The sequence below is a fragment of the Flavobacterium sp. FlaQc-57 genome, assembly GCF_044007395.1.
Lineage (GTDB): Bacteria > Bacteroidota > Bacteroidia > Flavobacteriales > Flavobacteriaceae > Flavobacterium.
Genome location: NZ_JBIPDA010000001.1, coordinates 919,763 through 945,609, shown reverse-complemented (window position 1 = coordinate 945,609; position 25,847 = coordinate 919,763). Strand labels below are relative to the sequence as shown.

Sequence of the window (25,847 nt, the reverse complement as noted above, 5' to 3'; positions counted from 1 at the left end):
TGAACGTAAAATTGTTATTTCGACCGAAGGGAGAAATCGCACTAGAAATTCCGCAAAGAGAATTACTAGTCTTTGTCGAGTAACTCGTGTTATTTCTCCCTTCGGTCGAAATGACAAATTATAACTTAAAAAAAAATTTGCGACTTTGCGAGAAATAAAAAAGCTTAAGGTTTTTGTGGTAGATGATTACGACACATAAAAAGAAGCATTCTCTACATTGATAATATCAATAGGTAATAAAATGGTCTCCGGAATGTCTTTTCTAAATAAAAAATGCTCTACTAAAGTACTAACGCCTAAATAAGCTTGTCTTTTTTGATTTTGGTGAATTAAAAAATGTACCAATCCCTGATTTAAAAAGTTTACATTCTTTTCGACTAAATCGTAACCAATAATGGCAATTTTTTTATTCTTTAAAGGAGATAAGATTGAAGCAATTTGATAGGCTTTAGAAGTTGTTATGAAAATTCCTTTCAGGTTTGGATTTTCTTCTAAAAATGCTGAAAACTTACTTTCAACATTCGGATGCTTTAGTTTTAAAGTAGTGATAGAAAAACCAGGAATCTTTTTTTCATCAAAATAATTCCTGAAACCTTTTTCTTTTTCCTGCATGTGAACGGCATTTTTAAGGCTCTCATCAATATGTATAATTGCGATTTGGCCATCAGTTACAATAAGGTTCATTAAACTCGCAGCTACACGCCCGCTTTTATTTAAATCCTGTCCAACAAAACTCTTAATAGATTCCCCTTCAATTTGATTATTAAAAGTATTCACTATAATATTCAATTCGTCGTATTGCTTTACAATCTCTAGCGTTTCTTTATGAAATAAAGGAGCAATTAAAACTGCATCAGGAGATTTTCCGATGATGGTTTCATTTGTATTTAAAAAAGATTTAGTGCTTTCAGGGTTAAAATAATGCGTTTCAATGATAACACTGTACACTTTGAATTCGGTTATTGCTTCTTGAATCCCATTTACGCAGGGAAGCCAGTAAGGATCAATTTCCGGATCAGGAAGTAAAACACAAATGCGATAAACTTTTGTGTTTTTTAAATTACGGGCAATTAAGTTGGGTTCGTAGTTGATAACGTTTAAGACTTCGTTAATTTTGTCTAAAGCCGTTGGAGAAACTTTTCCTCTGTTATGCAAAACTCTGTCTACGGTTCCTTTAGAAACTCCAGCCATTTTTGCTATGTCCTTAATTGTGTACTTTTTATCCATATAAGCAAATATAGAAACTTTGATTTAATAATTTAAAAAATGGTGCAATAAATATTTAGTGTGCTCGAGAACATTATATTGGTGTGTTCGAGCACATTTCTTGTTTTTTTCTTGTTTTATAAAAATATAATATATAGTTTCGTAGAATCAAAACCCAAAAAAATAAATAAATCCATAACCAAATTACATTGTAATCGTTTGTTTTGCAATGTTTTATTATAAAATTTTCAAGTGAGAAAAATTACTTCATTAGCCCCAGGTCGAACATGTCTCTTTGGAGATCATCAGGATTATTTAGGATTGCCGGTTATAGCCTGTGCAATCGATCGAAATATAAAACTAACCGCAGAACAAAATGACTCTGGCAAATTTGTTCTAAATATGATCGATATTGACGAAGTTCGGATCATTAATATTGATGCAACTTTTGAAATATTGGAGCCGCGCGATTATTTTGCGTCTTCACTTAGAGTGTTGCGCAGGTATGGTTGTATTCCCAATGTAGGTTACGATATTACAGTAACAGGAGATATTCCAATCAATTCCGGAACATCAAGTTCATCAGCTTTATTAATGGCCTGGATACGATTCCTGGTTGCGGCTTTTGGAGTTGATCGCGAAGTTACACCAGAATTTATTTCAAAAGTTGGATACGAATCTGAAGTTTTAGAGCACGGAGAACCAGGCGGAATGATGGATCATTTTAGTATTGGAGTGGGTAATGTGGTTTATATCAATACCAAAGAACCTTTTTCTTATAACATTATTAGAACAGACTTAAAAGGGCTTATTACAGGAGTTTCCGGAGTTCCAAAGGAGACAATTGGATTAATAGGCGAAATTAAAGGTAATGCCTTAATGTCTATTGGTATTGTAAAACAAAATTTTCCGGACTTTGATCTGAATACTTCTGAAATTGGAGATATTGATCGTTATCGAAATTGTTTGCCAGATAGATTGATTCCGTTTTTTGAAGCCGCATTAAAAAATTACCATTACACAAAAGAAGCTTTAAAAGAGTTTGAGAAACCAGTTTTAGATCTTAAAAAAATTGGCGTATTAATGAATCAGCATCATGAAGTTTTACGAGATTTATTAAAAATAACAGTGCCGCGAATTGATGATATGATCAACGCAGCCTTGCGTGCAGGTGCTTATGGCGCAAAAATTGTAGGCTCAGGCGGTGGTGGAAGTATCGTTGTTATTGCTGATCCCGAAAAAGAGAATTTGGTTATAGAAGCCATTTTAAAAGCTGGAGCCCTGGAAGCTTATGCGGTAAACGTAGATCCGGGAGCAAGAATCATTGAAAATATTCAAATTTAAAATATAAGTATGCACAACAATTTAATCATTCTTGCGGGTGGAGCGTCATCCCGTATGAAAAAAGAAGCTGTTTTAGATAATTTATCACCAGAAGAAATAGCACAGGCAAATGAGAGAAGTAAAGGCTTAATTGGCGTTGGATCAAGTGGAAGGCCTTTGTTGGATTACCTTTTGTTGAATGCTAAAAAAGCAGGATATAAAAATATTTACATCATTATTGGTGAACAAGGAGAGTTGTTTAAAGAATTCTACGGAAGTCAAAACGTGGATAATGATTTTCATGGACTTAACATTTCATTTGCGATACAATATATTCCTGAAGGAAGAGTAAAACCTTTTGGTACGGCCGATGCTTTATTTCAGGCAGTAGAGCAATTTCCGGAACTAAATTCTCAACAATATTCAGTTTGTAATAGTGATAATTTATATTCAGCAGAAGCTTTATTGGCATTGAGAGAAACCATTAGTCCAAATGCCTTTATTGCGTATGATCGCGATGCTTTAGAGTTTCCTTCTGAAAGAATTTCCCGTTTTGCAATTGCTAAATTAGATCAGAACAATCAGTTATTAGATATTTTAGAAAAGCCATCGGCTGATGTTTTAAATGATTATAAAGATGTTGAAGGCAAAATTAGAGTAAGTATGAATGCTTTTAAATTTAACGGAAGTACTTTAAATACTCATTTAAAAAATTGTCCTGTTCATCCTGAAAGAGATGAGAAAGAACTTCCAACAGTCCTTTTGAATTCAGTAAAAGAAAATCCAAATACAACCTTAGGAATCCCTTTTTCAGAGCATGTTCCAGATTTAACAGCGAAAGAAGATATTGCAGATGTTAAAGAATATTTGCAGCGATATTATCCGGTTTTAGACTGGAATGCTTAGAAAACAATCAAAAATTGAGATCTAATTTACGGCACTTGCAAATTTTTTTAAGCCCTTTCGGTATTTTTTGCAATTTTTATGCATATATTTGCATAAAAATTGCAATATAGTTCCTGAAGAGTTGGTGCTAATTTAGATTCGAAAAACCAATAATCTATTAATAATCAACCAAAAAGTATTATGTCAAACATTGAAAATGTGTTACAAATAGAAAAAAGGAGTACAATTATTCCGATGATAATTTTAACTGCATTATTTTTTATTCTGGGTTTTGTTACCTGGTTAAATGGTCCTTTAATTCCATTTTTTGAGTTAGCATGTGAGCTGACCTCTTCTCAGGCATATTTTGTAACTTTTGCATTTTACATTGCTTATTTCGTTATGGCAATTCCGTCATCTTGGGTAATTGAGAAAGTAGGTTACAAAAACGGTATTTCATTAGGATTATTAATCATTGCTTCCGGTGCATTTATGTTTTATCCGGCGGCTGAAAGTAGAACTTTTCTATTATTTTTAATTGCATTATTTATAATGGGAACAGGATTGGCGATTTTGCAAACAGCGTCAAATCCTTATGTAGTTGTAATAGGTCCGAGAGAAAGTGCTGCGGCCAGAATTAGTGTTTTAGGGATCGCAAATAAATTGGCAGGATTTGTAGCGCCATTGATATTGACAGCTTTGGTATTGTCTAATATGCAAGAGTTTACCGCAGATAAAATTGCCTTATTGGATTCTGTTTCAAAAACAAATGCGCTAAATTCTCTTGCGTTACAATTGCAAAGACCTTATCTTTATATGGGATTGATTATTACCGTTTTAGCTTTGTTGGTAAAGCTGTCACCGCTCCCGGAAATTGATTTGGATGAAGATGGAAATGTAACTCAAATGAGTGTTTTTAAGCAAATTAAAAACGCATTCAAACGACCACAATTGGTTTTAGGGGTAATTACTTTAATGCTTTATTTGGCTGCTGAAGTTTTAGCTGGAGATTCAATAGGAGGATTTGGAAAACAACTTGGAGTTTATGGTGATGATGGGAATTTTTATTTGAAATTAACCTCTTTCACGATGTCAGCAATGGTTGTGGGATATATATTAGGAATTACATTAATACCAAAATATCTTTCGCAAGTAACAGCTTTAAAGGCTTCAGGAGCTTTGGGTTTAATTTTGGTTCTTTCAATAGTTTTGATTTCTCCAAAAACAATGATTCAGTTACCAGGGATTCCAAATTTACCAATTGTAATTCTTTTAGTAGCATTATTAGGTTTGGCAAATGCACTTTGCTGGCCGGCGATTTGGCCAATGGCACTTGAAGATTTGGGAGGATATACTAAAATAGGAAGCGCAATTTTGATTATGGGAATTATTGGAGGAGCAATTTTTCCTTTGTTCTACGGAATGATCACAGAAAATATTAACGCATCAAATATAGCAAACGGAACCGTTGAAATTTCAAAAAGCGGAAATCAAATAGCATATTTAATGTTGATACCATCTTATTTAATGATTCTTTTTTATGCTATAAAAGGTCATAAATATCGAAGCTGGTAAATGGAACGATAGCAATTAAAAAAAATACTATATCATGTTAAAAAGTAAAATAGACAAAGCGACAGGGTTCGAAAAACGATTTGAAAACATCAATACAGTTGTTTTTGAAAATTCTGGCGAAGCATCAAAAGCAGTAGCTCAGGAAATTGCAACTTTAATTCAATCCAAGCAAAAAGAAAACAAACCTTGTATTTTAGGTCTTGCAACCGGTTCTTCTCCAAAAGGATTATATGCAGAGTTAGTACGTTTGCATAAAGAAGAAGGCTTGAGTTTTAAGAATGTAATTAGTTTTAATTTGGATGAATATTATCCAATGGAGCCAAATTCAATCAATAGCTATGTTCGTTTTATGAAAGAATTGCTATTTGATCACGTTGATATTTTACCTGAAAATGCTCATGTTCCGGACGGACTTTTAACAAAAGAACAAATTGCAGATTATTGCCATGATTACGAAGCTAAAATTGAAGCTTTAGGCGGAATTGATTTGCAAATTCTGGGAATTGGAGGAAACGGACATATTGGTTTTAACGAGTCTGGGTCATTACAAAACTCTAAAACTCGTTTAGTTGCTCTGGATCACATTACAAGAGTAGCTGCAAGTAAAGATTTCTTCGGATTAAGTAATACACCAAGAACTGCAATTACACTTGGAGTTAAAAAAATCATGGAAGCTAAACAAGTTATTTTGATGGCTTGGGGAGAAGGAAAAGCGAATATTGTTGGTAAATCTGTTGAAGGTGAAGTAACAAATCAAATTCCTGCATCTTTTTTGCAAGAACATAATAATGCAGTTTTTGTTTTAGATAAAGAAGCTTCTTCAAAACTAACAAGAATCAACAAACCATGGTTGGTAGAAAAAGTAGTTTGGACTGATAAATTAACTAGAAAAGCGGTTTTAGGATTGGCTCTTCAGCTTAAAAAACCAATCTTAATGCTTACCGATGCTGATTATATCGAAAACGGAATGAGCGATTTATTAGCAGATTCTGGTCCGGCTTACGACATCAATATTAATATTTTCAATAAATTACAAAATACAATTACCGGTTGGCCAGGCGGGAAACCAAATGCAGATGATACAAATCGTCCTGAAAGAGCAGAGCCAGCTAGAAAACGTGTATTGATTTTTAGTCCACATCCAGATGATGATATTATCAGTATGGGAGGAACCTTCATGCGTTTGCAAGAACAAGGACATGAAGTACACGTAGCATATCAAACCTCTGGAAATATTGCTGTTGCTGATGATGAAGCATTGCGTTTTGCAAGATTCGTAATTGATTACAACGAGAAATTCGGAATCAAAAGTACTGAAGCAGATAATATCTATAAAAAAGCACAGACATTTTTAGAAAATAAAAAGAACAGTGAAATTGATATTCCTGAAGTTCGTTATATTAAAGGATTAATCAGAAAAGGAGAAGCAAGATCAACAAGTCATTTTGTTGGTTTAACAGATGACCAGATTCATTTTATGGAATTGCCATTTTATGAAACTGGAACTATCGAAAAGAAACCAATCGGACAAGAAGATATTCAATTGACAATGGATTTAATTGAAAAAATTAAGCCGCATCAAATATATGCAGCAGGAGATTTAGCAGATCCACACGGAACTCATAAAGTTTGTCTGGATGCTATTTTTGAAGCAGTAAAAGCTTTAAAACCAAAATCATTTATGGATGATTGTTGGTTATGGTTGTACCGTGGAGCTTGGCAGGAATGGGGGATTGATGAAGTAGAAATGGCTGTGCCAATGAGTCCAGATCAGGTTTTAGCAAAACGTCACGGAATCTTCAAACATCAATCTCAAAAAGATGGTGTTGTTTTTCAAGGAACAGATGCCAGAGAATTTTGGCAGAGAGCAGAAGATAGAAATGCAGAAACAGCAGCTTTATATCATCAATTAGGTTTAGCGACTTATGCAGCGATGGAAGCTTTTGTGAGATGGCACTATTAAGATGTTATCCCGAGGCTTCGGGACTGAGATGCTAAGATTCTAAGTTTTTAGCTTTTCTAAAATATTCGCCACGAATTCACGAATTATAGTCAAATTAATTCGTGAATTCGTGGCGAAATCATTTAAATCCTTTTAATCTATGGCAAAAGAATAAAATAAATAATAGCTTTGCGCCAACAAGAAGCAAGAGAAAGTCTATAATCTATTCTCTTGCTTCTTTTTTCTTTACAAAAATGGAACAGGACAAAAAACTTCTCATAAAATTAGCTCATACCAAAATGCCTTTCGGGAAATACGAAGGTCGTTTTTTAATAGATTTACCTGAATACTATGTAGTTTGGTATCATAATAAAGGTTTTCCAAATGGTGAGTTAGGACAACAATTAGCGCTTATCTACGAATTGAAACTAAATGGATTGGAAGAATTGATTCGAAATATTAAGAAACAATATCCGAAACCTATTAAATAGTAAGAAAAATCTTTTGCTATTTCGTTTTTTTTATTTATGTTTGATATATAAAAATATTATAATTTTTAAAAATAAATTGATACCACAAATTCAAGTCTGAATGTATACATGTGTACAAGTCATTATTTTTAAATCATAATATTTAATACATAAAAATATTATAATTTATTAAAACAAGTTGATACCACAGAATTCAAGCCTGAATTTTTAAATGTGTACAAATCAACGTTTTGAAAATTATAATATTTTTTTTTGTACCCAAAGTTACTTCAAAAGTGAATATTACTCATTGTTATGGGAAATTCCCATAGCATTCCACATTCATGTTTTTTAAATTCAACAGTTGATTTTTTATGAAAAAAAATCTTTTAGCATCCATCGTAATAAATGTACTATTACTGATTTTAGTTGCGCTATTATTTAAAGAATATTCGAAAGCGAAAGCTGAATTATGCTTTTTTAAAGAACATAATATTGTTTCTGAAAAAAATAAGGATGTCATTAAAATTGATAAAGCTGATCCGGTTTATATTTATAATTCTAGAAAATTCCCATGTGATAAAGATAATGGCTCTGGATTGGGTTATGCAATCTGTACTTTTGAGAGACTTCAATTTGCTGACAGTCTTCTAAATAATGTTGTAAAAAATAGAGTAAAAGAATTTGATGATTTTATTAAACGCAATAAAGAAGGAGCTGAGAAAGCACAGGATAATACGTATTTTGTAAATTGTTTAAGGATTAATCTTGCAGCAAAAGAAAACTTTATTAAGTCTCAAAAAGTTTGGGAAGAAATGAGATCACTAAATTCTGAAGATGTTAAATTAGGATGTGATGGAGGTTCTGGTTGTACTGGAATTACAAATGATGCCGAAATAAAATATGTTTTAGAACGAATTGAAAAAATAAAAATTGGAGGTCCATGTTTTTAGTAATTTTCAACTATAGTTAACATGAAATCATAAAATTTAATGCTGGATTTTCAGAACATTAGATATGAAATCTCATCTAATGTTCTGAAAATCTTTCATTTTATAAAAATTGATGTTAAAAAAGATCTTTAAAATGCAATAACTCTAAAAATCTAAAAATCTTACGTCTAAATTATCCAATTAAATTTGTACTTTTGCCAAGTTTTTTACACAACTACAATACAAACAACAACAGAATGAATCAAACAAAATATATTTTTGTTACAGGCGGTGTGACTTCTTCATTAGGAAAAGGTATTATCGCGGCATCTTTAGCAAAATTGTTACAAGGAAGAGGATATCGTACAACTATTCAAAAATTTGATCCGTATATAAATGTGGATCCGGGTACGTTGAATCCATACGAACATGGTGAATGTTATGTAACGGATGATGGTGCTGAAACAGATTTAGATTTAGGTCACTATGAGCGTTTCTTGAATGTTCCTACTTCTCAGGCAAATAATGTTACAACAGGAAGAGTTTATCTTTCAGTAATTGAAAAGGAAAGAAGAGGAGAATTTTTAGGAAAAACAGTTCAGGTTGTTCCTCATATTACAAATGAAATCAAAGACAGAATGCAATTGCTTGGTAAATCTGGCGATTATGACATTGTTATTACTGAAATTGGAGGAACTGTTGGTGATATTGAGTCGTTACCTTATATTGAGTCTGTTCGTCAATTGGTTTGGGAATTGGGTGAAAATAACGGAATCGTTATTCATTTAACATTAGTTCCTTATTTGGCTGCTGCAGGTGAGTTGAAAACAAAACCGACTCAACACTCGGTAAAAACTTTGATGGAAAGTGGTATCAAAGCCGATATCTTGGTTTGTAGAACCGAGCATGAACTTTCAGATGAGTTACGTAATAAATTAGCGTTGTTTTGTAATGTAAAAAGAGAAGCTGTAATTCAGTCTATCGATGCATCAACAATATACGAAGTTCCAAATTTAATGCTTGAAGAAGGATTAGATGTTGTGGCTTTGAAAAAATTAGATTTACCTAAAAAAGCAGCTCCGGATTTGAAAAACTGGAATACTTTTTTACGCAGATTAAAAAATCCAAAGCATACTGTAAATATTGGTTTGATTGGAAAATACGTAGAAATGCAAGATTGTTACAAATCTATTTTAGAGGCATTTATCCATGCTGGAGCTTCAAACGAAACTAAAGTAAATGTTATTTCTATTCATTCTGAACATATTAATAGTGATAATGTTGCTGAAAAACTAGGGCCTCTTGATGGAGTTTTAGTTGCGCCTGGATTTGGAGAAAGAGGTATTGAAGGAAAAATTGAAGCTGTTCGTTATGCACGTGAAAATAATATTCCGTTTTTCGGAATTTGTTTAGGAATGCAAATGTCAGTTATCGAGTATTCCAGAAATATTTTAGGTTATAAAGAAGCAAATTCAACAGAGATGAACGAGAATACACCTCATCCGGTTGTGAATTTGATGGAAGAGCAAAAAACAGTTACGGATAAAGGTGGAACAATGCGTCTTGGAGCTTGGAAATGTGATATTAAACCAAACACATTAGCGCATAAAATTTACGGACAAACGACTATTTCAGAGCGTCACCGTCACCGTTATGAGTATAATAACAAATACGCAGACGAATTACAAAAAGCTGGTTTAAAAGCTTCAGGAGTAAATCCGGATACAGGTTTAGTAGAAATAGTAGAACTTGAAAATCATCCGTTTTTTATTGGAGTACAATACCATCCTGAATACAAAAGTACGGTTGCAAACCCGCATCCAATTTTTGTAAATTTTGTAGCAGCTGCAGTAAATACGCATAAAAAATAATAATTAATTCTGAGAGGATGTAACGTTTGAGTCAAACTCATAACTAATAGCCTTAAACGAATAACCTTTTTTAAATTATAATGGAAGAAAAAAAATTTGATCTTAATTCAATCATTGGTTTTGTATTGATATTTGGAATTTTGATTTGGATTATGTACCAAAATCAGCCTTCTGATAAAGAGATTGCTGCTGAAAAAGCGAAGAAAGAATTAGTAGCAAAACAAGAAGCGCAAGCTCAGTCTGATAAAACTAAAACAGCAGTTTTACCAGTTGCAACAACACCCGGAGATACAGTTCAGTTAGCACAATTGCAAAAAACTTTAGGTGGTTTTGCTTATTCAGCTACACTTCCATCTGCAAAAGAAGGTTTTACAACTATTGAAAACGAAAAGATGATACTGAAAATCGCCAATAAAGGTGGTTATATAGTTGAGGCTAAGTTGAAAGAATTCAAAAGGTTTGAGAAAAATTCAGGACAATTAGTAGAATTAATCAAAGACAATAATTCTCATTTAAATATTCAGTTGCAAACGACAGATAACAGAACTTTAAATTCTAAAGATCTTTATTTTGAGCCAACCTTAACTAAAAACGGAGCAGATCAAATCTTGTCTATGCGTTTGAAAGCTGGTCCAAATGAATTTTTAGAATATAAATATATCTTAAAAGCAAACGATTATTTAGTTGGTTTTGATGTTCGTTCTCAAGGATTAAATAAAGTTTTAAATTCTTCTAAACCATTGGATTTAGTTTGGGATTTGAAAACCAACAGAAATGAAAAAAGTGTTTCTATTGAAAAGCGTTATGCAGAAATTCAATATGAGTACGGTGATAAAAAATACAACTATGTAAGTCCAAATGGGGTTGGAAAAGAAGAAACACCTGAAAAAGTAAGTTATATTGCTTTTAAGCAACACTTTTTTACTACCATTTTATCTACTGATAAAGCATTCGAGAAATCGAAGTTACAATCTGATGATTTAGTAAAGGATGAAAAAATAGATACTAACTATATTAAACAATTTAAAGCAACTGTTCCTTTAGCTTTCACAAACGGAGAAGTTGATTATAAAATGAGTTGGTATATTGGGCCATCTGATTATAAAACTTTAAAATCATACGATAAAAATTTCGAAAAAATTATTCCATTAGGTTGGGGGATTTTTGGATGGATCAATAAATGGATCTTTATTCCATTATTCGGATTCTTGAGTTCTACAGTAGGATTATCATTAGGAATTGCAATTATCATTTTTACGATTATCATCAAATTGGCCATGTCGCCAATTACATATAAATCATTCTTGTCGCAGGCTAAAATGAAAGTTTTACGTCCTGAAATTACAGAGTTGGGTGAAAAATTCAAAAAAGACCCAATGAAGAAACAGCAAGAAACAATGAAGTTGTATAATAAAGCAGGAGTAAACCCTATGGCAGGATGTATTCCGGCATTGATTCAGCTTCCGTTTATGTATGCGTCATTCCAGTTCTTTCCGTCAGCTTTTGAGTTAAGACAAAAAAGTTTCCTTTGGGCAGACGATTTATCATCATTTGATGCTGTGGTAAAATTACCATTCCACATTCCGTTGTACGGAGATCACATTAGTTTGTTTCCAATTTTGGCAGCGATTGCGATTTTCTTCTATATGAAAATGACATCTGGAGATCAACAAATGGCAGCGCCTCAACAAGAAGGTATGCCGGATATGGCAAAAATGATGAAAATCATGATTTACGTTTCGCCATTAATGATGTTAATTTTCTTTAATAGTTATGGTGCAGGTTTGAGTTTGTATAACTTTATCTCTAACTTAATTACAATCGGAATTATGTTTGTAATTAAAAACTACATTGTAGATACAGATAAAATCCATGCTCAAATTCAAGAAAATAAATTGAAAGAGCCTAAAAAACAAAGCAAGTTTCAACAACGTCTTCAAGATGTGATGGAGCAGCAAGAAGCTGCAAAAAAACAGAATAAAAAATAATTTTTTATATAATAAATAGAAAACCGCTGTTGTGAAAACAGCGGTTTTTTTATGCTTAAAATTTAGGTAACAATACTTTGTCAATGACATGAATGATTCCATTTGAGCATTGAACATCCGTGGCTGTTATATTACTGATTCGTCCATTTGTATCAGTGATTTTTGCTCCTCCTGTCAAGCCAATTGTGAAATTTTGTCCAGCAAAAGTGTTTACTACTTGTCCATTTGTTAAAGAAGTTGAAAGGACATTGGCGCCAGCGACCACATGATATTTTAGAGTTGTTTCTAAAACATTTGCTGGAATGGCAGCAAGTCCTGAATATCCGGTTTCAGTTAGGAAACTTGTGAAAGCAGTATTGGTTGGCGCAAAAACTGTGAAAGGCGAGCTAGCTGTTCCGGATAAAATTCCTGCAAATCCAGACGATGGATTGTAAGTTAAAGCGGCCACAAGAGTCGTAAAGTTTTTATTTGCAATGGCGTGATTAACAATTGTAGGCAGCCCAATTACACCATCAACAACATGAATAATACCGTTTGAAGCTTCTATGTCAGCATTTGTTACAGTTGCACCTCCATTTGTTTTTCCACCGTTAATATCAATTCCTGATCCTTTTTCTAAGTACATACTTAATGTGTTTGAAGTCGATGCGCTTCCCTTGGCTAGAGTTTTTACATAGCCCGTTGCAATTTCAGTTGATTTTACTTTTGTGTTTAAAACATGATTGAGTAATATTTCTTTTAAAGCAGCAACAGGAACCGCATTTAAATTTTCATAGCCTTTAGCACTTAAAAAAGCACTAAAAGCTGTGTTTGTAGGAGCAAAAACGGTATAAGTACCGGAAGAATTCAGTGTAGTTGATAGATTTGCTTTTTCTAAAGCAGCAACTAATGAGCTTAAATTAGGATTTGCTTTCGCGATTGAAACGATCGTTTGTGATTGTTGAGATGAATCATCACTATCGTTGTTGTTGCATGAAATACTGACGAAAGCAATTAATGCTAATACAGCAATTAATTTAATTTTGATTGTTTTCATAATATAGTTTTTTTTCGTTTGTTAGTACTAAGTTATTTATTTTGTTTAACAAAAACTTATAAAAGTTAAACAATTATTAAGTTTGGCAATAATTTAACTATTTTGTTTAGTGTTTTATATTGTTGATTTATAGTTGATTAATTTCGTTTTTATTGTGTTTTGAGAACTTTTTCAGTATTTTGATTGTAATAGCAAGCTTAAACAAAAATTAAAATGAATATTATGTATGTAAAGCCTCAATTAAACTCAAAATGGTCATACTTTTGCGATACTAAAAATCAATTTTTGTTGTTATATAGAAAAATGAATTATGAAATATTTTTGGATTTTACTTTTTATTAGTGCCGTAGCCTTTTCTCAAGATTTTAATAAAGTAGATGCTAACGGAAAAAAAGACGGAGTTTGGAAAGGATCTTACGAAGTTTCAAAGCGTTCCCGTTATGAAGGAACTTTTAGTCACGGAAAAGAAACTGGTTTGTTTAAGTTTTTTGATGATACTAAAAAAGGTGATGTCATAGCAACACGCGATTTTACTGCTAATGACGGAAGTTCGTATACTATTTTTTATGATCAGAATAAAAATAAAGTAAGCGAGGGAAAAGAAATTGGTAAAGCGCATGAAGGAGAATGGAAGTATTATCATAAAGCTTCTAAAGCATTGATGACTCTTGAAAATTATAAAAATGGTAAGTTAGAAGGTGCAAGAACGGTGTATTATCCAAACTCAAAAATTGCTGAAGAAGTAACTTATAAAGACGGCTTAAAAGACGGAATTTATAAGAAATACGGACAAAACGGAATTCTTTTAGAACAAAGTACTTATAAAAAGGACGAATATAATGGTGACGCCGTTTTTTATGATGCCGATGGAGTTGTAGCTTCAAAAGGGAAATTTGTAAACGGTAAAAAAGCAAATATGTGGCAGTTTTACTTAAAAGGTAAATTAACCAAAGAAGTAAATATGAGCGACCCAAAAAGCAGTTATAAAGTCGATTCAAAACCTAAAATGAATTAGATTTTACGCTTTTTAGATTACTGCGTTTTTGTAGAATAAGTTTTATCTACAACGTCATTACATAAACTAATCAAAACTACTGCAATTATCAAAAATAGGGCTTATCTTTGCATCCTTGTAAAAATATAAACGATTTAGAATGAAACGTGTAGTTGTTGGACTTTCTGGTGGAGTAGATTCGAGTGTTGCTGCTTATTTATTGCAACAACAAGGATACGAAGTTATTGGGCTTTTTATGAAAAACTGGCACGATGATTCGGTTACTATATCTAACGAATGTCCTTGGTTAGAAGATAGTAATGACGCTCTATTGGTAGCTGAAAAACTTGGAATACCGTTTCAAACTGTCGATTTAAGCGAAGAATACAAAGAAAAAATCGTTGACTATATGTTTAACGAATACGAAAAAGGGAGAACTCCAAATCCTGACGTACTTTGTAACCGCGAAATCAAATTTGATGTTTTCATGAAGATTGCTTTAAGTCTTGGTGCAGATTATGTTGCAACAGGTCATTATTGTCAAAAAAATGAAATTGAAGTTGATGGAAAACCAATGTATCAATTGATTGCCGGAGCCGACATCAACAAAGATCAATCGTATTTTTTATGCCAATTATCGCAAGATCAATTGTCAAAAGCATTGTTTCCAATTGGTGCGTTAACAAAACCTGAAGTTCGTGAAATCGCCGCTGAAATGGAATTGGTAACAGCCGAAAAGAAAGATTCTCAAGGATTATGTTTTATCGGGAAAGTTCGATTGCCTGAATTTTTACAGCAAAAATTGCAACCAAAAGAAGGTAAGATTATTCAAATCGATAAAAACGATCCAATTTATACTGTTGAAAAACCAGCTGGATTATCTTTAGAAGAAGAATTAAAAATAGAAGCTCAAAAGCCTGCTTATCTTCCAACAATGGGAAAAGTAATGGGAAATCATCAGGGAGCACACTATTTTACAAACGGACAAAGAAAAGGATTAAATGTTGGCGGAACTACAGATCCGTTATTTGTCATTGCTACAGATGTTGATACAAATACAATTTATACTGGTTTAACGAGCAATCATCCTGGATTGTTTAAAAAAGCACTATTCGTTGATAAATCTGAGGTACACTGGATTCGTACTGATTTGACTTTAAAAGTTGGAGAAACATTAGAAGTTATGGCGAGAATTCGTTACCGTCAACCTTTGCAAAAAGCAACTTTACATCAATTTGAAGACAGAATGTACGTTCGTTTTGATGAGCCTCAATCAGCAATTACTGAAGGTCAGTTTGTGGCTTGGTATTTTGATGACGAATTAGTTGGTTCGGGAGTAATTTCTTAGTTTTATACTTTCTTAAAAAGGTTTGGCCTTTTAAAAAAAGTATATCATGAAGTATAATTTCGTGTTTCTTTTATTGCTATTTTCTTCTGTGATGTTTTCGCAAGAAGATGCTTGGGTCTACTTTAAAGATAAACCAAATGCACAAGTCTATTTAGATAATCCACTAAACATGCTTTCAGTTCGATCTTTAGAGAGAAGAACTAATCAAAATATTGGGCTGAATAGTACTGATGTACCTGTAGAAGTATCATATGTAAATCAAGTAAAATCGAGTACAGGAATTGTTGTTTTAGCAAAATCAAAATGGTTAAATGCACTTCATATTAAAGGAACTCAATCTAATGTTTTAGCTCTTAAATCGTTTCCATTTGTAGATAAAGTTGTTTTTGCAGACAAAATCTTAAATAATACTTCTAAAAAAGTTTCGGTAAATCAGATTAATCAAACTAATGATAAGCTTAAAACGACAATCGATTATGCTTATGGATCATCGGCAAATCAAATCCAAATGCTTAACGGACAGGTTTTGCATCAACAGAATAAAACCGGATCAGGTAAAATAATTGCTGTTTTAGATGCAGGATTTCCGGGTGTAAATACAACTCAGCCATTTAAAAAACTAATTGATAATAAACAGATTTTAGGAGGATACGACTTCGTTAATAGAAATGAAAATTTCTATACGGGTGACAGCCATGGAACTATGGTACTTTCGACAATGGGTGGATACAAAGAGAACGCTCTGGTTGGTACTGCTCCTGATGCTTCGTATTATTTGTTTATAACAGAATATGATCCTACAGAAACTCCTGTAGAAGAGTCTTATTGGGTAGAAGCTGCAGAGAAAGCAGATAGTTTAGGAGTTGATATCATAACAACCTCATTAGGTTATTTTGCTTTTGATGCCCCAAATTATAGCCATACTTATAGCGATATGAATGGTTCAACAAATTTTATTTCGCGTGGTGCCGAAATTGCGTTTAGTAAAGGGATAATTGTAGTAGCTTCTGCAGGAAATGAAGGGACTAAAGCAGAGCCTCATATTGGAGCACCGGCAGATGCTGTTTCTGTAATTACTGTTGGCGCAGTTACAGTGTCAAAAACGAAATCTAGCTTTAGTTCTATAGGACCAAGTTTTGATGGGAGAATAAAACCTGATGTTATGGCTTTGGGAAGCTCGGCAGTTGTTTCAGATACCTCTGGAAATATCGGAGTGGCAGATGGAACTTCATTTTCGTGCCCAATTATGGCTGGAATGATTGCTTGTTTATGGCAAGCTTTTCCGTTGAAAACAAATAAAGAAATTCGACAAATGGTTTTAGCATCTGCAGATCGATATACTTCTCCCAACAATAGTTATGGCTACGGAATTCCAAATTTCGGAGCTAATACATTAGGATTAGAAGCCTTTGAATCTTCTTCACCTCTTTTTTCTGTGTTTCCAAATCCGGCTCAAACAACAATTTCGTTTTTGTTCGATAGTAACACGGCTTTTGTCTCAATTTATTCCGTTTTGGGACAAAAACTAATGGAGAAACAAATTACCAGTCAAAACCCAAATCTTTCTGTTGAAACTCTTAAAAGCGGATTGTATTTTTATACTTTTGATGCTGACGGTTTGCACAAAACGGGAAAGATAATCAAACAATAATAGCATTTTTGAATGAATAGAATCACAAAACTTTTTAATATAAAATATCCAATTGTTCAAGGTGGAATGATTTGGAATAGTGGATATAAATTGGCTTCAGCCGTAAGTAATGCAGGAGGTTTAGGACTTATAGGAGCCGGATCGATGTATCCTGAAGTATTGCGAGAGCATATTCAGAAATGTAAAAAAGCTACTGATAAACCTTTTGGAGTCAATATTCCGATGTTATATCCAAATATTGAAGAAATAATGAATATTGTGTTAGAAGAGGGTGTAAAAATAATTTTTACTTCTGCAGGAAATCCTAAAACCTGGACTTCTTTTTTGAAAGAGAAAGGAATTACCGTTGTTCATGTTGTGAGTAGTAGTGTTTTTGCCTTAAAAGCACAAGAAGCGGGAGTCGATGCCATTGTTGCCGAAGGTTTTGAGGCAGGTGGACACAATGGTCGCGATGAAACGACTACACTAACGCTAATTCCGATGGTGAAGGAGAAAATTCAAATTCCTATTATAGCAGCTGGCGGAATTGCTACCGGAAGAGGAATGCTTGCTACGATGATTTTAGGAGCGGATGGCGTACAGGTTGGAAGTCGTTTTGCAGCTTCGATAGAATCATCTGCACACAATAATTTCAAGGAAACTATAGTTAAGGTTAAAGAAGGGGATACACAATTGACTTTGAAAGAATTAGCGCCGGTGCGTTTGGTGAAAAATAAGTTTTACAACGATGTACAGGAGTTATATGAAAAATGCCCTTCAAAGGAAGATTTAGCGCAACTGTTAGGCAGAGCAAGAGCAAAAAAAGGAATGTTTGAAGGTGACCTTGATGAAGGCGAACTGGAAATAGGGCAAATTGCCGGATTAATTCATGAGATTTTGCCAGTTGAACAAATTATTCAAGAAATGATCGCTGATTTTGAAGTTGCTTGTCAAGAAAAAGCTAAATTTGAGTTTTAATTACCTGCTAGAAATATAACATGAATTCCATACGCACTTATATATTATTACTTTTTTTAGGATTTGGTTTGCAACAAGTTCAAAGCCAGTCGTATCACTTTAAAACATCTGGATTTAGTGTTTTAGAGAAAAACGAAAGAGGAAAATGGGGCGAATGGTCGAATCTTGATTTGGTTAATTTGTCAGTAATTTTAGATACCAATAAACATAGAATTGTCGTGTATTCTCAAGAAATACAACTTTTTAGTATTTTAGATTATATAGAAAGAGAAGAAAATGATACTGACATTGTTTACTCATTTATGTGCAAAGACAACGATGGAAAAAATTGCAAGCTTTCAATAATCACCAGAAAAAAACAAGATTATCGTAAACAGCTTTATATCAATTATGATGATCACATAATTTTATATAATATTTTTACGGTCTGATTTTTCACGAACATAAAGTTTATCATAAACCCGACAGATTTTTAAAATCTGTCGGGTTTAATTTTTTATATTAAAATATAAAATAAGTATTATCTTAGATCTGCACAAAATCAATAACTTACGATATGGATCAGGATCAAATCAATCTTAAAAGAACAGCCAGAATTGCGGGTTTAATCTATTTCTGTATTCTTGTTACTGGTGTTTTTGGTATTATGTATGTACCCATGCAATTAATTGATTCTGGTAATTTACCACTTACATTTCGAACTATTTTACGTCATGAATTTTTGTTCCGTGCTGGAATAATGAGCAATTTAGTCTGCCAGACTTTGTTTGTATTCTTAGTGTTGCAGCTTTACAAATTGTTTCAGCAAGTGAGTAAACATTTGGTAAGAACAATGTTTGCCTTAGTAATTGTTGGTGTTCCTATAGCTTTTTTAATCATCTTCAATCAGTTGTTTGCTTTGTTGTTGTTGAAAGAAGATTTTATGAAAGGTTTTCCTCCCGCTCAATTACAATCGTTGATAATGGCATTTCTTAAAATGTACAATTATGGAAATGTAGTTATCGGAATCTTTTGGGGACTTTGGCTAATTCCTTTCGGTCAATTAGTGTGTAGATCTGGTTTTATACCTAAATTTTTAGGCATATTATTAATTATTGGGGGATGCGCTTATGTGGTTGATGCTTTTACTTTTGTACTATTCCCAAGCTATCATTATTCAATTACGGGAATTATTGTTGGATTAACGTCTTCTGTAGCTGAACTTGCGATCATTTTGTGGCTGTTAATTAAAGGTGTTAGAAAAGTTGTATCTTAAGTTTAATAACGAAAAAAATATAAAAATATAAACCCTACAGGTTTTAAAACTTGTAGGGTTTACTATATAAAAAAAAACGTAGCACCTTAGCATCTAATTACCTTAGTATCTTTTATTAAGAATCAATATCCTTAATAAACTCATCATACTCTAAATAAAACATTTCAAGAGCGTTCATTTTTTCGAAAAAGAATTCAAAAATAGTATCCCAATTATTGCGGTTACTAAAACCTACACCTTGAATTTCAGTCCAAATTCGGCTAATGGTTTTACCACTTTCCAGAGTATAATTTTTTTCAAAGACCAGATCTTTAATGAATTCTTCTTCCAGAATGTTTTTTAAAGCTTCGATTTTTTCAAAATAAGCAGTTCGTTTTTCGTCGCTCCTTTGTTCGATATCAATAAATACTTGTGCTTTTTTATTGTCAACATAAAATTTAAAAGAGAAGTCTTTAATCTTCGTGTCATAAAGAACCCATTTACGTGGGTATTTTTCGGCGAAAGCCACCCAAAACTCTCTTTTTATTCTTTGTGATTCTTCTTTACTGTACATTTTTATGGCTTTGGTTTTAGAAAACTTGTAGAAACGCGTTTTCTAGAGTATATTTATATTTTATTTGAAAGTACAAAAATAAACTTTGCTTATGGATTTTCAAGATTTTTTGCAATATGTTCCTAATTTAATTCCTATTGAATTACCGGCAACGTTAGCGCATATAAAAATGGCTCCTAAAGAAAGAATAGAAGCACTAAAAAACCTTGATTTTAAAGCAGAGAATCCAAGAATTGCTGCGGTGATGATGCTATTTTATCCCAAAAATGAAAAAACGCATTTGGTTTTAATCGTCAGAAATGCTTACAATGGAGTCCATTCGTCACAAATAGCTTTTCCTGGAGGAAAATATGAAAGTACAGATGCAGATTACGCTCAAACAGCATTGAGAGAAACGCACGAGGAAGTAGGTATTGCGCCAAATAAAATTGAAGTAATTAAACATTTTTCTCCAATGTATATTCCGCCAAGTAATTTTTTGGTACATCCTTTTTTAGGAATTTCAAAAGAAGAGCTTATGTTTTATCCGGATATTCGGGAAGTTGCTGATATTATAGAGTTACCGCTTTCGGTTTTTCTAGACGATGAAATTATTATCGAAGCCACATTGTCAACTTCTTACGGTAATAATATTTTAGTTCCGGCATTTAATATTCAAAATCATGTCGTTTGGGGAGCGACTGCTATGATATTAAGTGAATTGCGAGATGTTTTAAATATCGCTTTTGCAGAAAATACGTAAAAATTTAAAATTAACAATTTGATATTCATTATAATAACAATTTCTTTCCGAAATAGTTTATTAGTATTGCTAAAAGAATAATTTTTGTATGTTTGCGTCCTAACAAAAAAACACAATAAACAGCTATGGGATTGTTTAAACGAAATCCTTTTGGACATATATTATTCATCAAGAAATGGTTAATCCGAATTTTGGGTGCCATGACTCACCGAAGATATAGAGGTTTTAATGATTTGCAGATCGAAGGATCTGAAATTATTAAATCATTGCCAGATACAAATGTCTTGTTTATATCAAATCATCAAACTTATTTTGCTGATGTTGTAGCGATGTTTCATGTGTTTAACGCAAGTTTAAGTGGACGTCAGGATAATATTAAGAATATTGGTTATTTGTGGCAGCCCAAAATGAATATCTATTACGTTGCCGCCAAAGAAACAATGCAAGCTGGTTTGTTGCCAAGAATTTTAGCTTATGTTGGTGCTATTACGGTCGAGAGAACTTGGAGAGCAAAAGGTGTTGATGTTACAGAGAAACGTGATGTGAACCCAAATGATACCGAAAACATTAGAATTGCGCTTGAAGATGGATGGGTAATCACATTTCCGCAAGGAACAACAAAATCGTTTAAACCCGTTCGTAAGGGAACGGCGCATATTATTAAACAGCATAAACCAATTGTAATTCCGATTGTAATTGACGGTTTCCGTCGTTCATTTGATAAAAAAGGATTGCGAATGAAGAAAAAAGGAATTCTACAATCATTTATTATCAAAGAACCTCTTGATATTGATTATGAAAATGATACTATCGAAGAAATCGTTGAAAAAGTAGAATACGCAATCGAACAACATCCATCGTTTTTAAAAGTTATTCCAGCCGAAGAAATCAAAGTGCAGGAAGAACTTAATAAACTGAGAAGATGGGATTACTAGATGTTTTTTTTGTTTCAAGTTTTTTTTGTTTCAAGTTCAAGTTTTTGTTTGTACTGAGAACCTTAGTAACTAAGATTTTTGAAAAAAAACTTTGAATCTTTGCTACTCTGTACCTTTGAACCTTTTCTAAAAATCAATTTTCTTCAACTCTTTGTAATTTGCGTACAATCTGCGTAATAATGTTCCGTATAATAATCTGTAAATACACCAGAACATTCCGAAGAAAGCAAATATCATTACTATTAAAATTCCAATAGTAACAAACATTGCTTGGCCATTCATTGCTAGTTTTTCTCTGAAAAATTCCATATCGGGATTGTATACAAAAACAATAAAATAGCTCAATATTGAGATTATTACAATCATTCCAAGGTTGTACCATACGTAATATTGAACCGTTTTTCTGGTTCTTAAAATGGCACTCATTAGTGATTTTGTTGCTACAGTTGTTGAAATTGTTTTGTAATTTTTATAAAAAAGAATTACAAAAATCAGTGCAACAATATAATTGAAGTAGGTCAGAATATCAAGAGTTAGTACTATTTCCGGATGGTTCATCTTTCGTAGTAATTCATCAGTATTGATGAATAAATTTGAAAAAGTCCAAAATGAAATTTCTAAAATACTGAAAATCAAAATCCACTTCACAGTCGAAGAGGATTTTTTGTGAATCATTTTGTAGATTTCCTTTTCAGAAATTTGTTCAAAAGAATTTGAGTTCTTTTTCCAGTCTTTTTTTAATAAATCCAGTTCTTTCATAATAATTTTTAAGGATTTAGTATTTTTTTAAGTTTCCCTTTAATTCTGTTCATTTTCACGCGTGCATTCACTTCGCTGATCCCTAAGGTCTCGGCTATTTCTTGATAATCTTTGTCTTCTAAATACATAAAAACTAATGCTTTTTCGATGTCATTAAGCTGATAAACGGCTTTATACATCAATTTAATCTGTTCTTCCTCTTCATAATTGTAGTCAACATCTTTTACGAAATGCTGATGGCTTTCATATTCTACTGTCGATATGGTTCGTTTGGTTTTTCTGTATAAGGTAATTGCGGTATTTAAAGCAACACGATACGTCCAGGTCGAAAATTTACTGTCGCCTCTAAATTTAGGATACGCTTTCCAGAGCTGAATTGTTATTTCCTGAAACAAGTCTTTGTGAGCGTCTTCTCCAGCAGTATATAATCTACAAATTTTGTGGATTATATTCTGATTTGACTGCAATTGCGCAACAAATGACTGCTCTAGATTTTCGCTCATATTTTATTAGTAGTATTGCAACCAGTTTTGTTACAAAAGATAAGTTATAAATTTCGGGTTTTATAATAATTCACCATCAAATCAATGAATTTGCTGTAGCTATCCATTCCGTCTTTTTGATTGTTTGATTTTAAGAAACTATCATAGACAAAATGAAAACCTTCATCAATAACAGTATCATATTGTTTCCAAAAATCTTGGCTTTCCTGATAGTTTTTTAAGATTCCAATGTGTACCGATTTCTTTAGTTGATTAAAAATTTTTTCGTTCTTGACTTGCCAAATTGCTAAGCAATAACGCAAAGCAAAACTATAACCGGAATATTGATAATATAAATTTTCGTTTTTAATAGAAGCTAAAACGCCAATAAAATTGCATTCATTTTCACTGGCAAAACCAATCTGATGAGCCATTTCATGAGTGGTTGTAACTGGAAAATTGTACATTGGTAATAAATCATTAATCTGAGCCTCGTTGGTAAATGGATTCAAATAACCACCAAAACCCATATAAGTAAGAGGTACGCTGAAAAGTGATTTTTTAACGCTTGGAATTTCATATTTAAAAAAAGGATATTCTTTGGCTAGATTGTCATAACCGTTCAAATTCATCTTGAAAGCTTCTTTTTGAGAATAAGGAAAAACAATTTTTGCACTTTCGTTTTTGGTGATTTTAAACTGAATTTCGTTAGTTTTTACTATTAATCTCTTTGTAAAGGCTAAAAGATCAGCATCAGAATATTCTCTTTTGATTTCCATTTTTTCAAAAAGAGGTTCCCGATAGTAATTGAAAGCCCAAAGCAGATGAAAGAAAAAGTAAAAAACGGAAACTTTACCTAAAATTTTTAAAAGATGATCTTTCCAATCTGTTCTCCATGTTTTTTGTATTTTCCAAAACCAGATTATTATAGATAAAATGAGTACCGCATATATGCAATCGCCTACAGAAAATGGAACTTTGCCTAAAAGTTTTCTTGATAAGTGCGAAATCCTAACAAATAGATTGTTGCTGTAAAAGCCTTCAACAAAATCAGGAAAAAAGGGTAGAAGTTTTAAAATAAAAATCTGTACAAGAAGTAATAAAGGTAAAATGTATTTTGATTTCACAGTATAAATTTTGGATAGGTAAATATAAATACAATATTGATTGATAAAAAAAGTTAGCTGCGAATTCCGCTAATTTTTACTAATTATTAATTTTCTAAATATAGAAAAGAGGTAGGTGTTTGTAAAATTGTATTTTAATTCAATATGATTATTGCTAATTCGTGAAATTCGTGGCGAAAAAAAAGATAAACTTTGTAACTTTGACAATCTTAATTGTTAAACTTCAAACAAAATATAAATGAGTCAAGAAATAAGAAATCTGGAGCCAAAAGCACTTTGGAATAAGTTTGCTGATTTGAATGCCGTTCCACGTCCGTCAAAGAAAGAAGAGCGTGTAATTGAGTTTATGAAAAACTTTGGAAACAGCTTAGGTTTAGAAACTTTTGAAGACGAAATTCGAAATGTAATCATTCGTAAACCGGCAACTCCGGGAATGGAAAATCGCAAAGCAATTGTAATGCAAGGGCACCTTGATATGGTACACCAAAAAAATGCAGACACTGTTTTTGATTTCGATACGCAAGGAATCGATATGTATGTAGATGGTGACTGGGTTCGTGCTCGTGGGACAACGCTTGGTGCTGATAATGGGCTGGGAGTAGCGACTATAATGGCAATTTTAGAAAGTAAAGATATCCCGCATCCTGCAATCGAAGCTTTGTTTACAATTGATGAAGAAACTGGAATGACAGGTGCTTTAAATCTAAAAGGAGGAATACTTCAAGGTCAGATTTTATTGAATTTAGATACTGAAGAAGATGATGAAATTGATATAGGCTGTGCAGGTGGAATCGATGTAACGGCGACAAGATCTTATAATGAAGAAGAAGTTCCGGAAGGTTCTGTTGGGCATATTATTACTGTAAAAGGTCTAAATGGCGGTCATTCAGGAATGGATATCAACAAAGGTTTAGGGAATGCTAATAAAATTATGAACCGTTTATTGTTTGATGCTTTTGAAAACTTTGGTTTGCAAGTGGCAGAAATTAACGGAGGAAGTTTACGTAATGCAATTCCGAGAGAAAGCGTTGCGAAAGTAATTATTTCTGAAATGTTTGATGAAGCCTATATTTTTGATATGCAGGAAATCATCAATGATATTAAAACAGAATACAAAACGACTGAACCAAACCTTACTATTGAAATAGTAAAATGTGATACGCCTGAAAAAGTAATGGATTTAGGAGTTCAGGAAGGAATTATCAGAGCGATTTATGCTGCTCATAACGGCGTTTACAGAATGAGTGCTGATATGGATGATTTGGTTGAAACTTCAAATAATATCGCTCGTGTTATTGTAAAAGATGGTGAAATATCTATTGGATGTTTGACACGTTCCTCTGTTGAAACGTCAAAATTTGATTTGGCAAATGCATTACGTTCAGCTTTTGAATTAGTGGGCTGCGAAGTAGAGCTTTCAGGTTCTTATCCGGGTTGGACACCAAATGTTAATTCCGAAATATTAGATACTTTGGTAGGTATTTATGAAAAACAAAATGGTGAGAAACCAAAAGTTGTGGCTTGTCACGCTGGTTTAGAATGTGGGATTTTAGGAACAAACTATCCTGATATGGATATGATTTCTTTTGGTCCAACGATTCACGGTGCGCACTCTCCAGACGAAAGAGCTAGTATATCATCGGCTCAGAAATACTGGAAGTTTGTTTTAGAAATTCTTTCTAATATTCCAGTAAAATAAAGTAATCAGTTTTCAGTCACAGTTTTCAGTTTCTTAGAGGCTGAAAACTGTGACTGCGACTGAAAACTAAAAATTAATCTCTTTTAGGAGAGTTTTTCTTTTCTCTTTTTTCTTCTT

General features: G+C 32.7%; 23 protein-coding genes. 17 read left to right on the top strand and 6 right to left on the bottom strand.

Going from position 1 to position 25,847, the window contains the following annotated elements:
• Nucleotides 1–186 precede the first annotated feature (186 nt).
• Nucleotides 187–1,227: a LacI family DNA-binding transcriptional regulator gene (locus ACHRVZ_RS04025; protein WP_395420893.1), complete on the bottom strand. Its 1,041-nt coding sequence runs from the start codon at nt 1,225–1,227 to the stop codon at nt 187–189.
• 231 nt (nt 1,228–1,458) lie between these two features.
• Here ACHRVZ_RS04025 and ACHRVZ_RS04020 point away from each other — a divergent pair, with 231 nt between their 5' ends.
• The 8 genes from ACHRVZ_RS04020 (at nt 1,459) to yidC (ending at nt 12,192) form a co-directional block, all read left to right on the top strand.
• Nucleotides 1,459–2,550, top strand: coding sequence for a mevalonate kinase (locus ACHRVZ_RS04020; RefSeq protein ID WP_395420892.1), 1,092 nt, complete (start codon nt 1,459–1,461; stop codon nt 2,548–2,550).
• 9 nt (nt 2,551–2,559) lie between these two features.
• Complete coding sequence (locus ACHRVZ_RS04015) at nt 2,560–3,435, top strand: sugar phosphate nucleotidyltransferase (RefSeq protein WP_395420891.1); 876 nt, start codon at nt 2,560–2,562, stop codon at nt 3,433–3,435.
• 180 nt (nt 3,436–3,615) lie between these two features.
• Nucleotides 3,616–4,989 (top strand): sugar MFS transporter, encoded by a 1,374-nt coding sequence (locus ACHRVZ_RS04010; RefSeq protein WP_395420890.1) that lies wholly within the window; start codon nt 3,616–3,618, stop codon nt 4,987–4,989.
• Nucleotides 4,990–5,023: 34 nt separating this feature from the next.
• Nucleotides 5,024–6,952, top strand: a complete 1,929-nt coding sequence (gene nagB, locus ACHRVZ_RS04005) for a glucosamine-6-phosphate deaminase (protein ID WP_395420889.1) — start codon at nt 5,024–5,026, stop codon at nt 6,950–6,952.
• Nucleotides 6,953–7,185: 233 nt separating this feature from the next.
• The gene (locus ACHRVZ_RS04000) at nt 7,186–7,422 is read left to right on the top strand and encodes a DUF3820 family protein (protein ID WP_074656841.1); all 237 of its coding nucleotides are present in this window, start codon (nt 7,186–7,188) and stop codon (nt 7,420–7,422) included.
• A gap of 353 nt (nt 7,423–7,775) precedes the next feature.
• Complete coding sequence (locus ACHRVZ_RS03995) at nt 7,776–8,354, top strand: hypothetical protein (protein ID WP_395420888.1); 579 nt, start codon at nt 7,776–7,778, stop codon at nt 8,352–8,354.
• A gap of 236 nt (nt 8,355–8,590) precedes the next feature.
• On the top strand, nt 8,591–10,204 hold the full coding sequence (locus tag ACHRVZ_RS03990; protein ID WP_395420887.1) for a CTP synthase: 1,614 nt from the start codon (nt 8,591–8,593) through the stop codon (nt 10,202–10,204).
• Nucleotides 10,205–10,284: 80 nt separating this feature from the next.
• On the top strand, nt 10,285–12,192 hold the full coding sequence (gene yidC, locus ACHRVZ_RS03985) for a membrane protein insertase YidC (protein WP_395420886.1): 1,908 nt from the start codon (nt 10,285–10,287) through the stop codon (nt 12,190–12,192).
• 55 nt (nt 12,193–12,247) lie between these two features.
• Here yidC and ACHRVZ_RS03980 read toward each other — a convergent pair whose 3' ends face one another.
• Nucleotides 12,248–13,228 carry a fasciclin domain-containing protein gene (locus ACHRVZ_RS03980; protein ID WP_395420885.1) on the bottom strand — a complete coding sequence of 327 codons (981 nt, stop codon included), beginning with the start codon at nt 13,226–13,228 and terminating at the stop codon, nt 12,248–12,250.
• A 310-nt stretch (nt 13,229–13,538) separates the two neighbouring features.
• Here ACHRVZ_RS03980 and ACHRVZ_RS03975 point away from each other — a divergent pair, with 310 nt between their 5' ends.
• The 6 genes from ACHRVZ_RS03975 (at nt 13,539) to ACHRVZ_RS03950 (ending at nt 19,433) form a co-directional block, all read left to right on the top strand.
• Nucleotides 13,539–14,243: a toxin-antitoxin system YwqK family antitoxin gene (locus ACHRVZ_RS03975; protein ID WP_395420884.1), complete on the top strand. Its 705-nt coding sequence runs from the start codon at nt 13,539–13,541 to the stop codon at nt 14,241–14,243.
• 139 nt (nt 14,244–14,382) lie between these two features.
• A complete protein-coding gene (gene mnmA / locus ACHRVZ_RS03970) occupies nt 14,383–15,570 on the top strand; it encodes a tRNA 2-thiouridine(34) synthase MnmA (protein WP_395420883.1) in 1,188 nt (395 codons plus the stop codon).
• Between the two features lie 46 nt (nt 15,571–15,616).
• Complete coding sequence (locus ACHRVZ_RS03965; protein ID WP_395420882.1) at nt 15,617–17,221, top strand: S8 family serine peptidase; 1,605 nt, start codon at nt 15,617–15,619, stop codon at nt 17,219–17,221.
• 12 nt (nt 17,222–17,233) lie between these two features.
• Nucleotides 17,234–18,178, top strand: a complete 945-nt coding sequence (locus tag ACHRVZ_RS03960; protein ID WP_395420881.1) for an NAD(P)H-dependent flavin oxidoreductase — start codon at nt 17,234–17,236, stop codon at nt 18,176–18,178.
• Nucleotides 18,179–18,198: 20 nt separating this feature from the next.
• Nucleotides 18,199–18,609, top strand: a complete 411-nt coding sequence (locus tag ACHRVZ_RS03955) for a hypothetical protein (protein ID WP_395420880.1) — start codon at nt 18,199–18,201, stop codon at nt 18,607–18,609.
• Nucleotides 18,610–18,734: 125 nt separating this feature from the next.
• Nucleotides 18,735–19,433, top strand: coding sequence for a DUF4386 domain-containing protein (locus ACHRVZ_RS03950; RefSeq protein ID WP_395420879.1), 699 nt, complete (start codon nt 18,735–18,737; stop codon nt 19,431–19,433).
• 115 nt (nt 19,434–19,548) lie between these two features.
• Here the strand turns inward: ACHRVZ_RS03950 and ACHRVZ_RS03945 are convergent, their stop codons facing one another.
• Nucleotides 19,549–19,986, bottom strand: a complete 438-nt coding sequence (locus ACHRVZ_RS03945; protein ID WP_395420878.1) for a DUF4268 domain-containing protein — start codon at nt 19,984–19,986, stop codon at nt 19,549–19,551.
• Between the two features lie 91 nt (nt 19,987–20,077).
• Between ACHRVZ_RS03945 and ACHRVZ_RS03940 the strand changes: the two genes are divergently transcribed.
• Together ACHRVZ_RS03940 and ACHRVZ_RS03935 are read left to right on the top strand one after the other, a co-directional pair.
• Nucleotides 20,078–20,728: an NUDIX hydrolase gene (locus ACHRVZ_RS03940; protein ID WP_395420877.1), complete on the top strand. Its 651-nt coding sequence runs from the start codon at nt 20,078–20,080 to the stop codon at nt 20,726–20,728.
• A gap of 125 nt (nt 20,729–20,853) precedes the next feature.
• Nucleotides 20,854–21,663, top strand: coding sequence for a lysophospholipid acyltransferase family protein (locus tag ACHRVZ_RS03935; RefSeq protein WP_395420876.1), 810 nt, complete (start codon nt 20,854–20,856; stop codon nt 21,661–21,663).
• Between the two features lie 126 nt (nt 21,664–21,789).
• Here the strand turns inward: ACHRVZ_RS03935 and ACHRVZ_RS03930 are convergent, their stop codons facing one another.
• From ACHRVZ_RS03930 to ACHRVZ_RS03920, 3 genes are read right to left on the bottom strand one after another with little or no spacing between them, the layout of a single operon-like run.
• The gene (locus ACHRVZ_RS03930; protein WP_395420875.1) at nt 21,790–22,422 is read right to left on the bottom strand and encodes a hypothetical protein; all 633 of its coding nucleotides are present in this window, start codon (nt 22,420–22,422) and stop codon (nt 21,790–21,792) included.
• Between the two features lie 8 nt (nt 22,423–22,430).
• Nucleotides 22,431–22,925, bottom strand: coding sequence for an RNA polymerase sigma factor (locus ACHRVZ_RS03925; RefSeq protein WP_395420874.1), 495 nt, complete (start codon nt 22,923–22,925; stop codon nt 22,431–22,433).
• A gap of 44 nt (nt 22,926–22,969) precedes the next feature.
• Entirely contained in the window at nt 22,970–24,031 is a 1,062-nt protein-coding gene (locus ACHRVZ_RS03920; RefSeq protein WP_395420873.1) for a DUF3810 domain-containing protein, read from the bottom strand.
• Between the two features lie 238 nt (nt 24,032–24,269).
• Here ACHRVZ_RS03920 and ACHRVZ_RS03915 point away from each other — a divergent pair, with 238 nt between their 5' ends.
• Complete coding sequence (locus ACHRVZ_RS03915) at nt 24,270–25,730, top strand: aminoacyl-histidine dipeptidase (RefSeq protein WP_395420872.1); 1,461 nt, start codon at nt 24,270–24,272, stop codon at nt 25,728–25,730.
• The last annotated feature ends 117 nt before the right edge of the window (nt 25,731–25,847 follow it).

Excerpts from the sequence above, each read along its gene's own strand:
- ACHRVZ_RS03960 (WP_395420881.1), top strand. The coding sequence starts at position 17,234 with ATGAATAGAATCACAAAACTTTTTAATATAAAATATCCAATTGTTCAA.
- yidC (WP_395420886.1), top strand. The coding sequence starts at position 10,285 with ATGGAAGAAAAAAAATTTGATCTTAATTCAATCATTGGTTTTGTATTG.
- ACHRVZ_RS04015 (WP_395420891.1), top strand. The coding sequence starts at position 2,560 with ATGCACAACAATTTAATCATTCTTGCGGGTGGAGCGTCATCCCGTATG.
- ACHRVZ_RS03995 (WP_395420888.1), top strand. The coding sequence starts at position 7,776 with ATGAAAAAAAATCTTTTAGCATCCATCGTAATAAATGTACTATTACTG.
- ACHRVZ_RS03925 (WP_395420874.1), bottom strand. The coding sequence starts at position 22,925 with ATGAGCGAAAATCTAGAGCAGTCATTTGTTGCGCAATTGCAGTCAAAT.
- ACHRVZ_RS03945 (WP_395420878.1), bottom strand. The coding sequence starts at position 19,986 with ATGTACAGTAAAGAAGAATCACAAAGAATAAAAAGAGAGTTTTGGGTG.
- ACHRVZ_RS03935 (WP_395420876.1), top strand. The coding sequence starts at position 20,854 with ATGGGATTGTTTAAACGAAATCCTTTTGGACATATATTATTCATCAAG.
- ACHRVZ_RS03955 (WP_395420880.1), top strand. The coding sequence starts at position 18,199 with ATGAATTCCATACGCACTTATATATTATTACTTTTTTTAGGATTTGGT.
- ACHRVZ_RS03915 (WP_395420872.1), top strand. The coding sequence starts at position 24,270 with ATGAGTCAAGAAATAAGAAATCTGGAGCCAAAAGCACTTTGGAATAAG.
- ACHRVZ_RS04025 (WP_395420893.1), bottom strand. The coding sequence starts at position 1,227 with ATGGATAAAAAGTACACAATTAAGGACATAGCAAAAATGGCTGGAGTT.
- ACHRVZ_RS03930 (WP_395420875.1), bottom strand. The coding sequence starts at position 22,422 with ATGAAAGAACTGGATTTATTAAAAAAAGACTGGAAAAAGAACTCAAAT.
- ACHRVZ_RS03980 (WP_395420885.1), bottom strand. The coding sequence starts at position 13,228 with ATGAAAACAATCAAAATTAAATTAATTGCTGTATTAGCATTAATTGCT.
- ACHRVZ_RS04000 (WP_074656841.1), top strand. The coding sequence starts at position 7,186 with ATGGAACAGGACAAAAAACTTCTCATAAAATTAGCTCATACCAAAATG.
- ACHRVZ_RS03950 (WP_395420879.1), top strand. The coding sequence starts at position 18,735 with ATGGATCAGGATCAAATCAATCTTAAAAGAACAGCCAGAATTGCGGGT.
- ACHRVZ_RS03965 (WP_395420882.1), top strand. The coding sequence starts at position 15,617 with ATGAAGTATAATTTCGTGTTTCTTTTATTGCTATTTTCTTCTGTGATG.
- ACHRVZ_RS03990 (WP_395420887.1), top strand. The coding sequence starts at position 8,591 with ATGAATCAAACAAAATATATTTTTGTTACAGGCGGTGTGACTTCTTCA.
- ACHRVZ_RS03975 (WP_395420884.1), top strand. The coding sequence starts at position 13,539 with ATGAAATATTTTTGGATTTTACTTTTTATTAGTGCCGTAGCCTTTTCT.
- ACHRVZ_RS03940 (WP_395420877.1), top strand. The coding sequence starts at position 20,078 with ATGGATTTTCAAGATTTTTTGCAATATGTTCCTAATTTAATTCCTATT.
- mnmA (WP_395420883.1), top strand. The coding sequence starts at position 14,383 with ATGAAACGTGTAGTTGTTGGACTTTCTGGTGGAGTAGATTCGAGTGTT.
- ACHRVZ_RS04010 (WP_395420890.1), top strand. The coding sequence starts at position 3,616 with ATGTCAAACATTGAAAATGTGTTACAAATAGAAAAAAGGAGTACAATT.
- nagB (WP_395420889.1), top strand. The coding sequence starts at position 5,024 with ATGTTAAAAAGTAAAATAGACAAAGCGACAGGGTTCGAAAAACGATTT.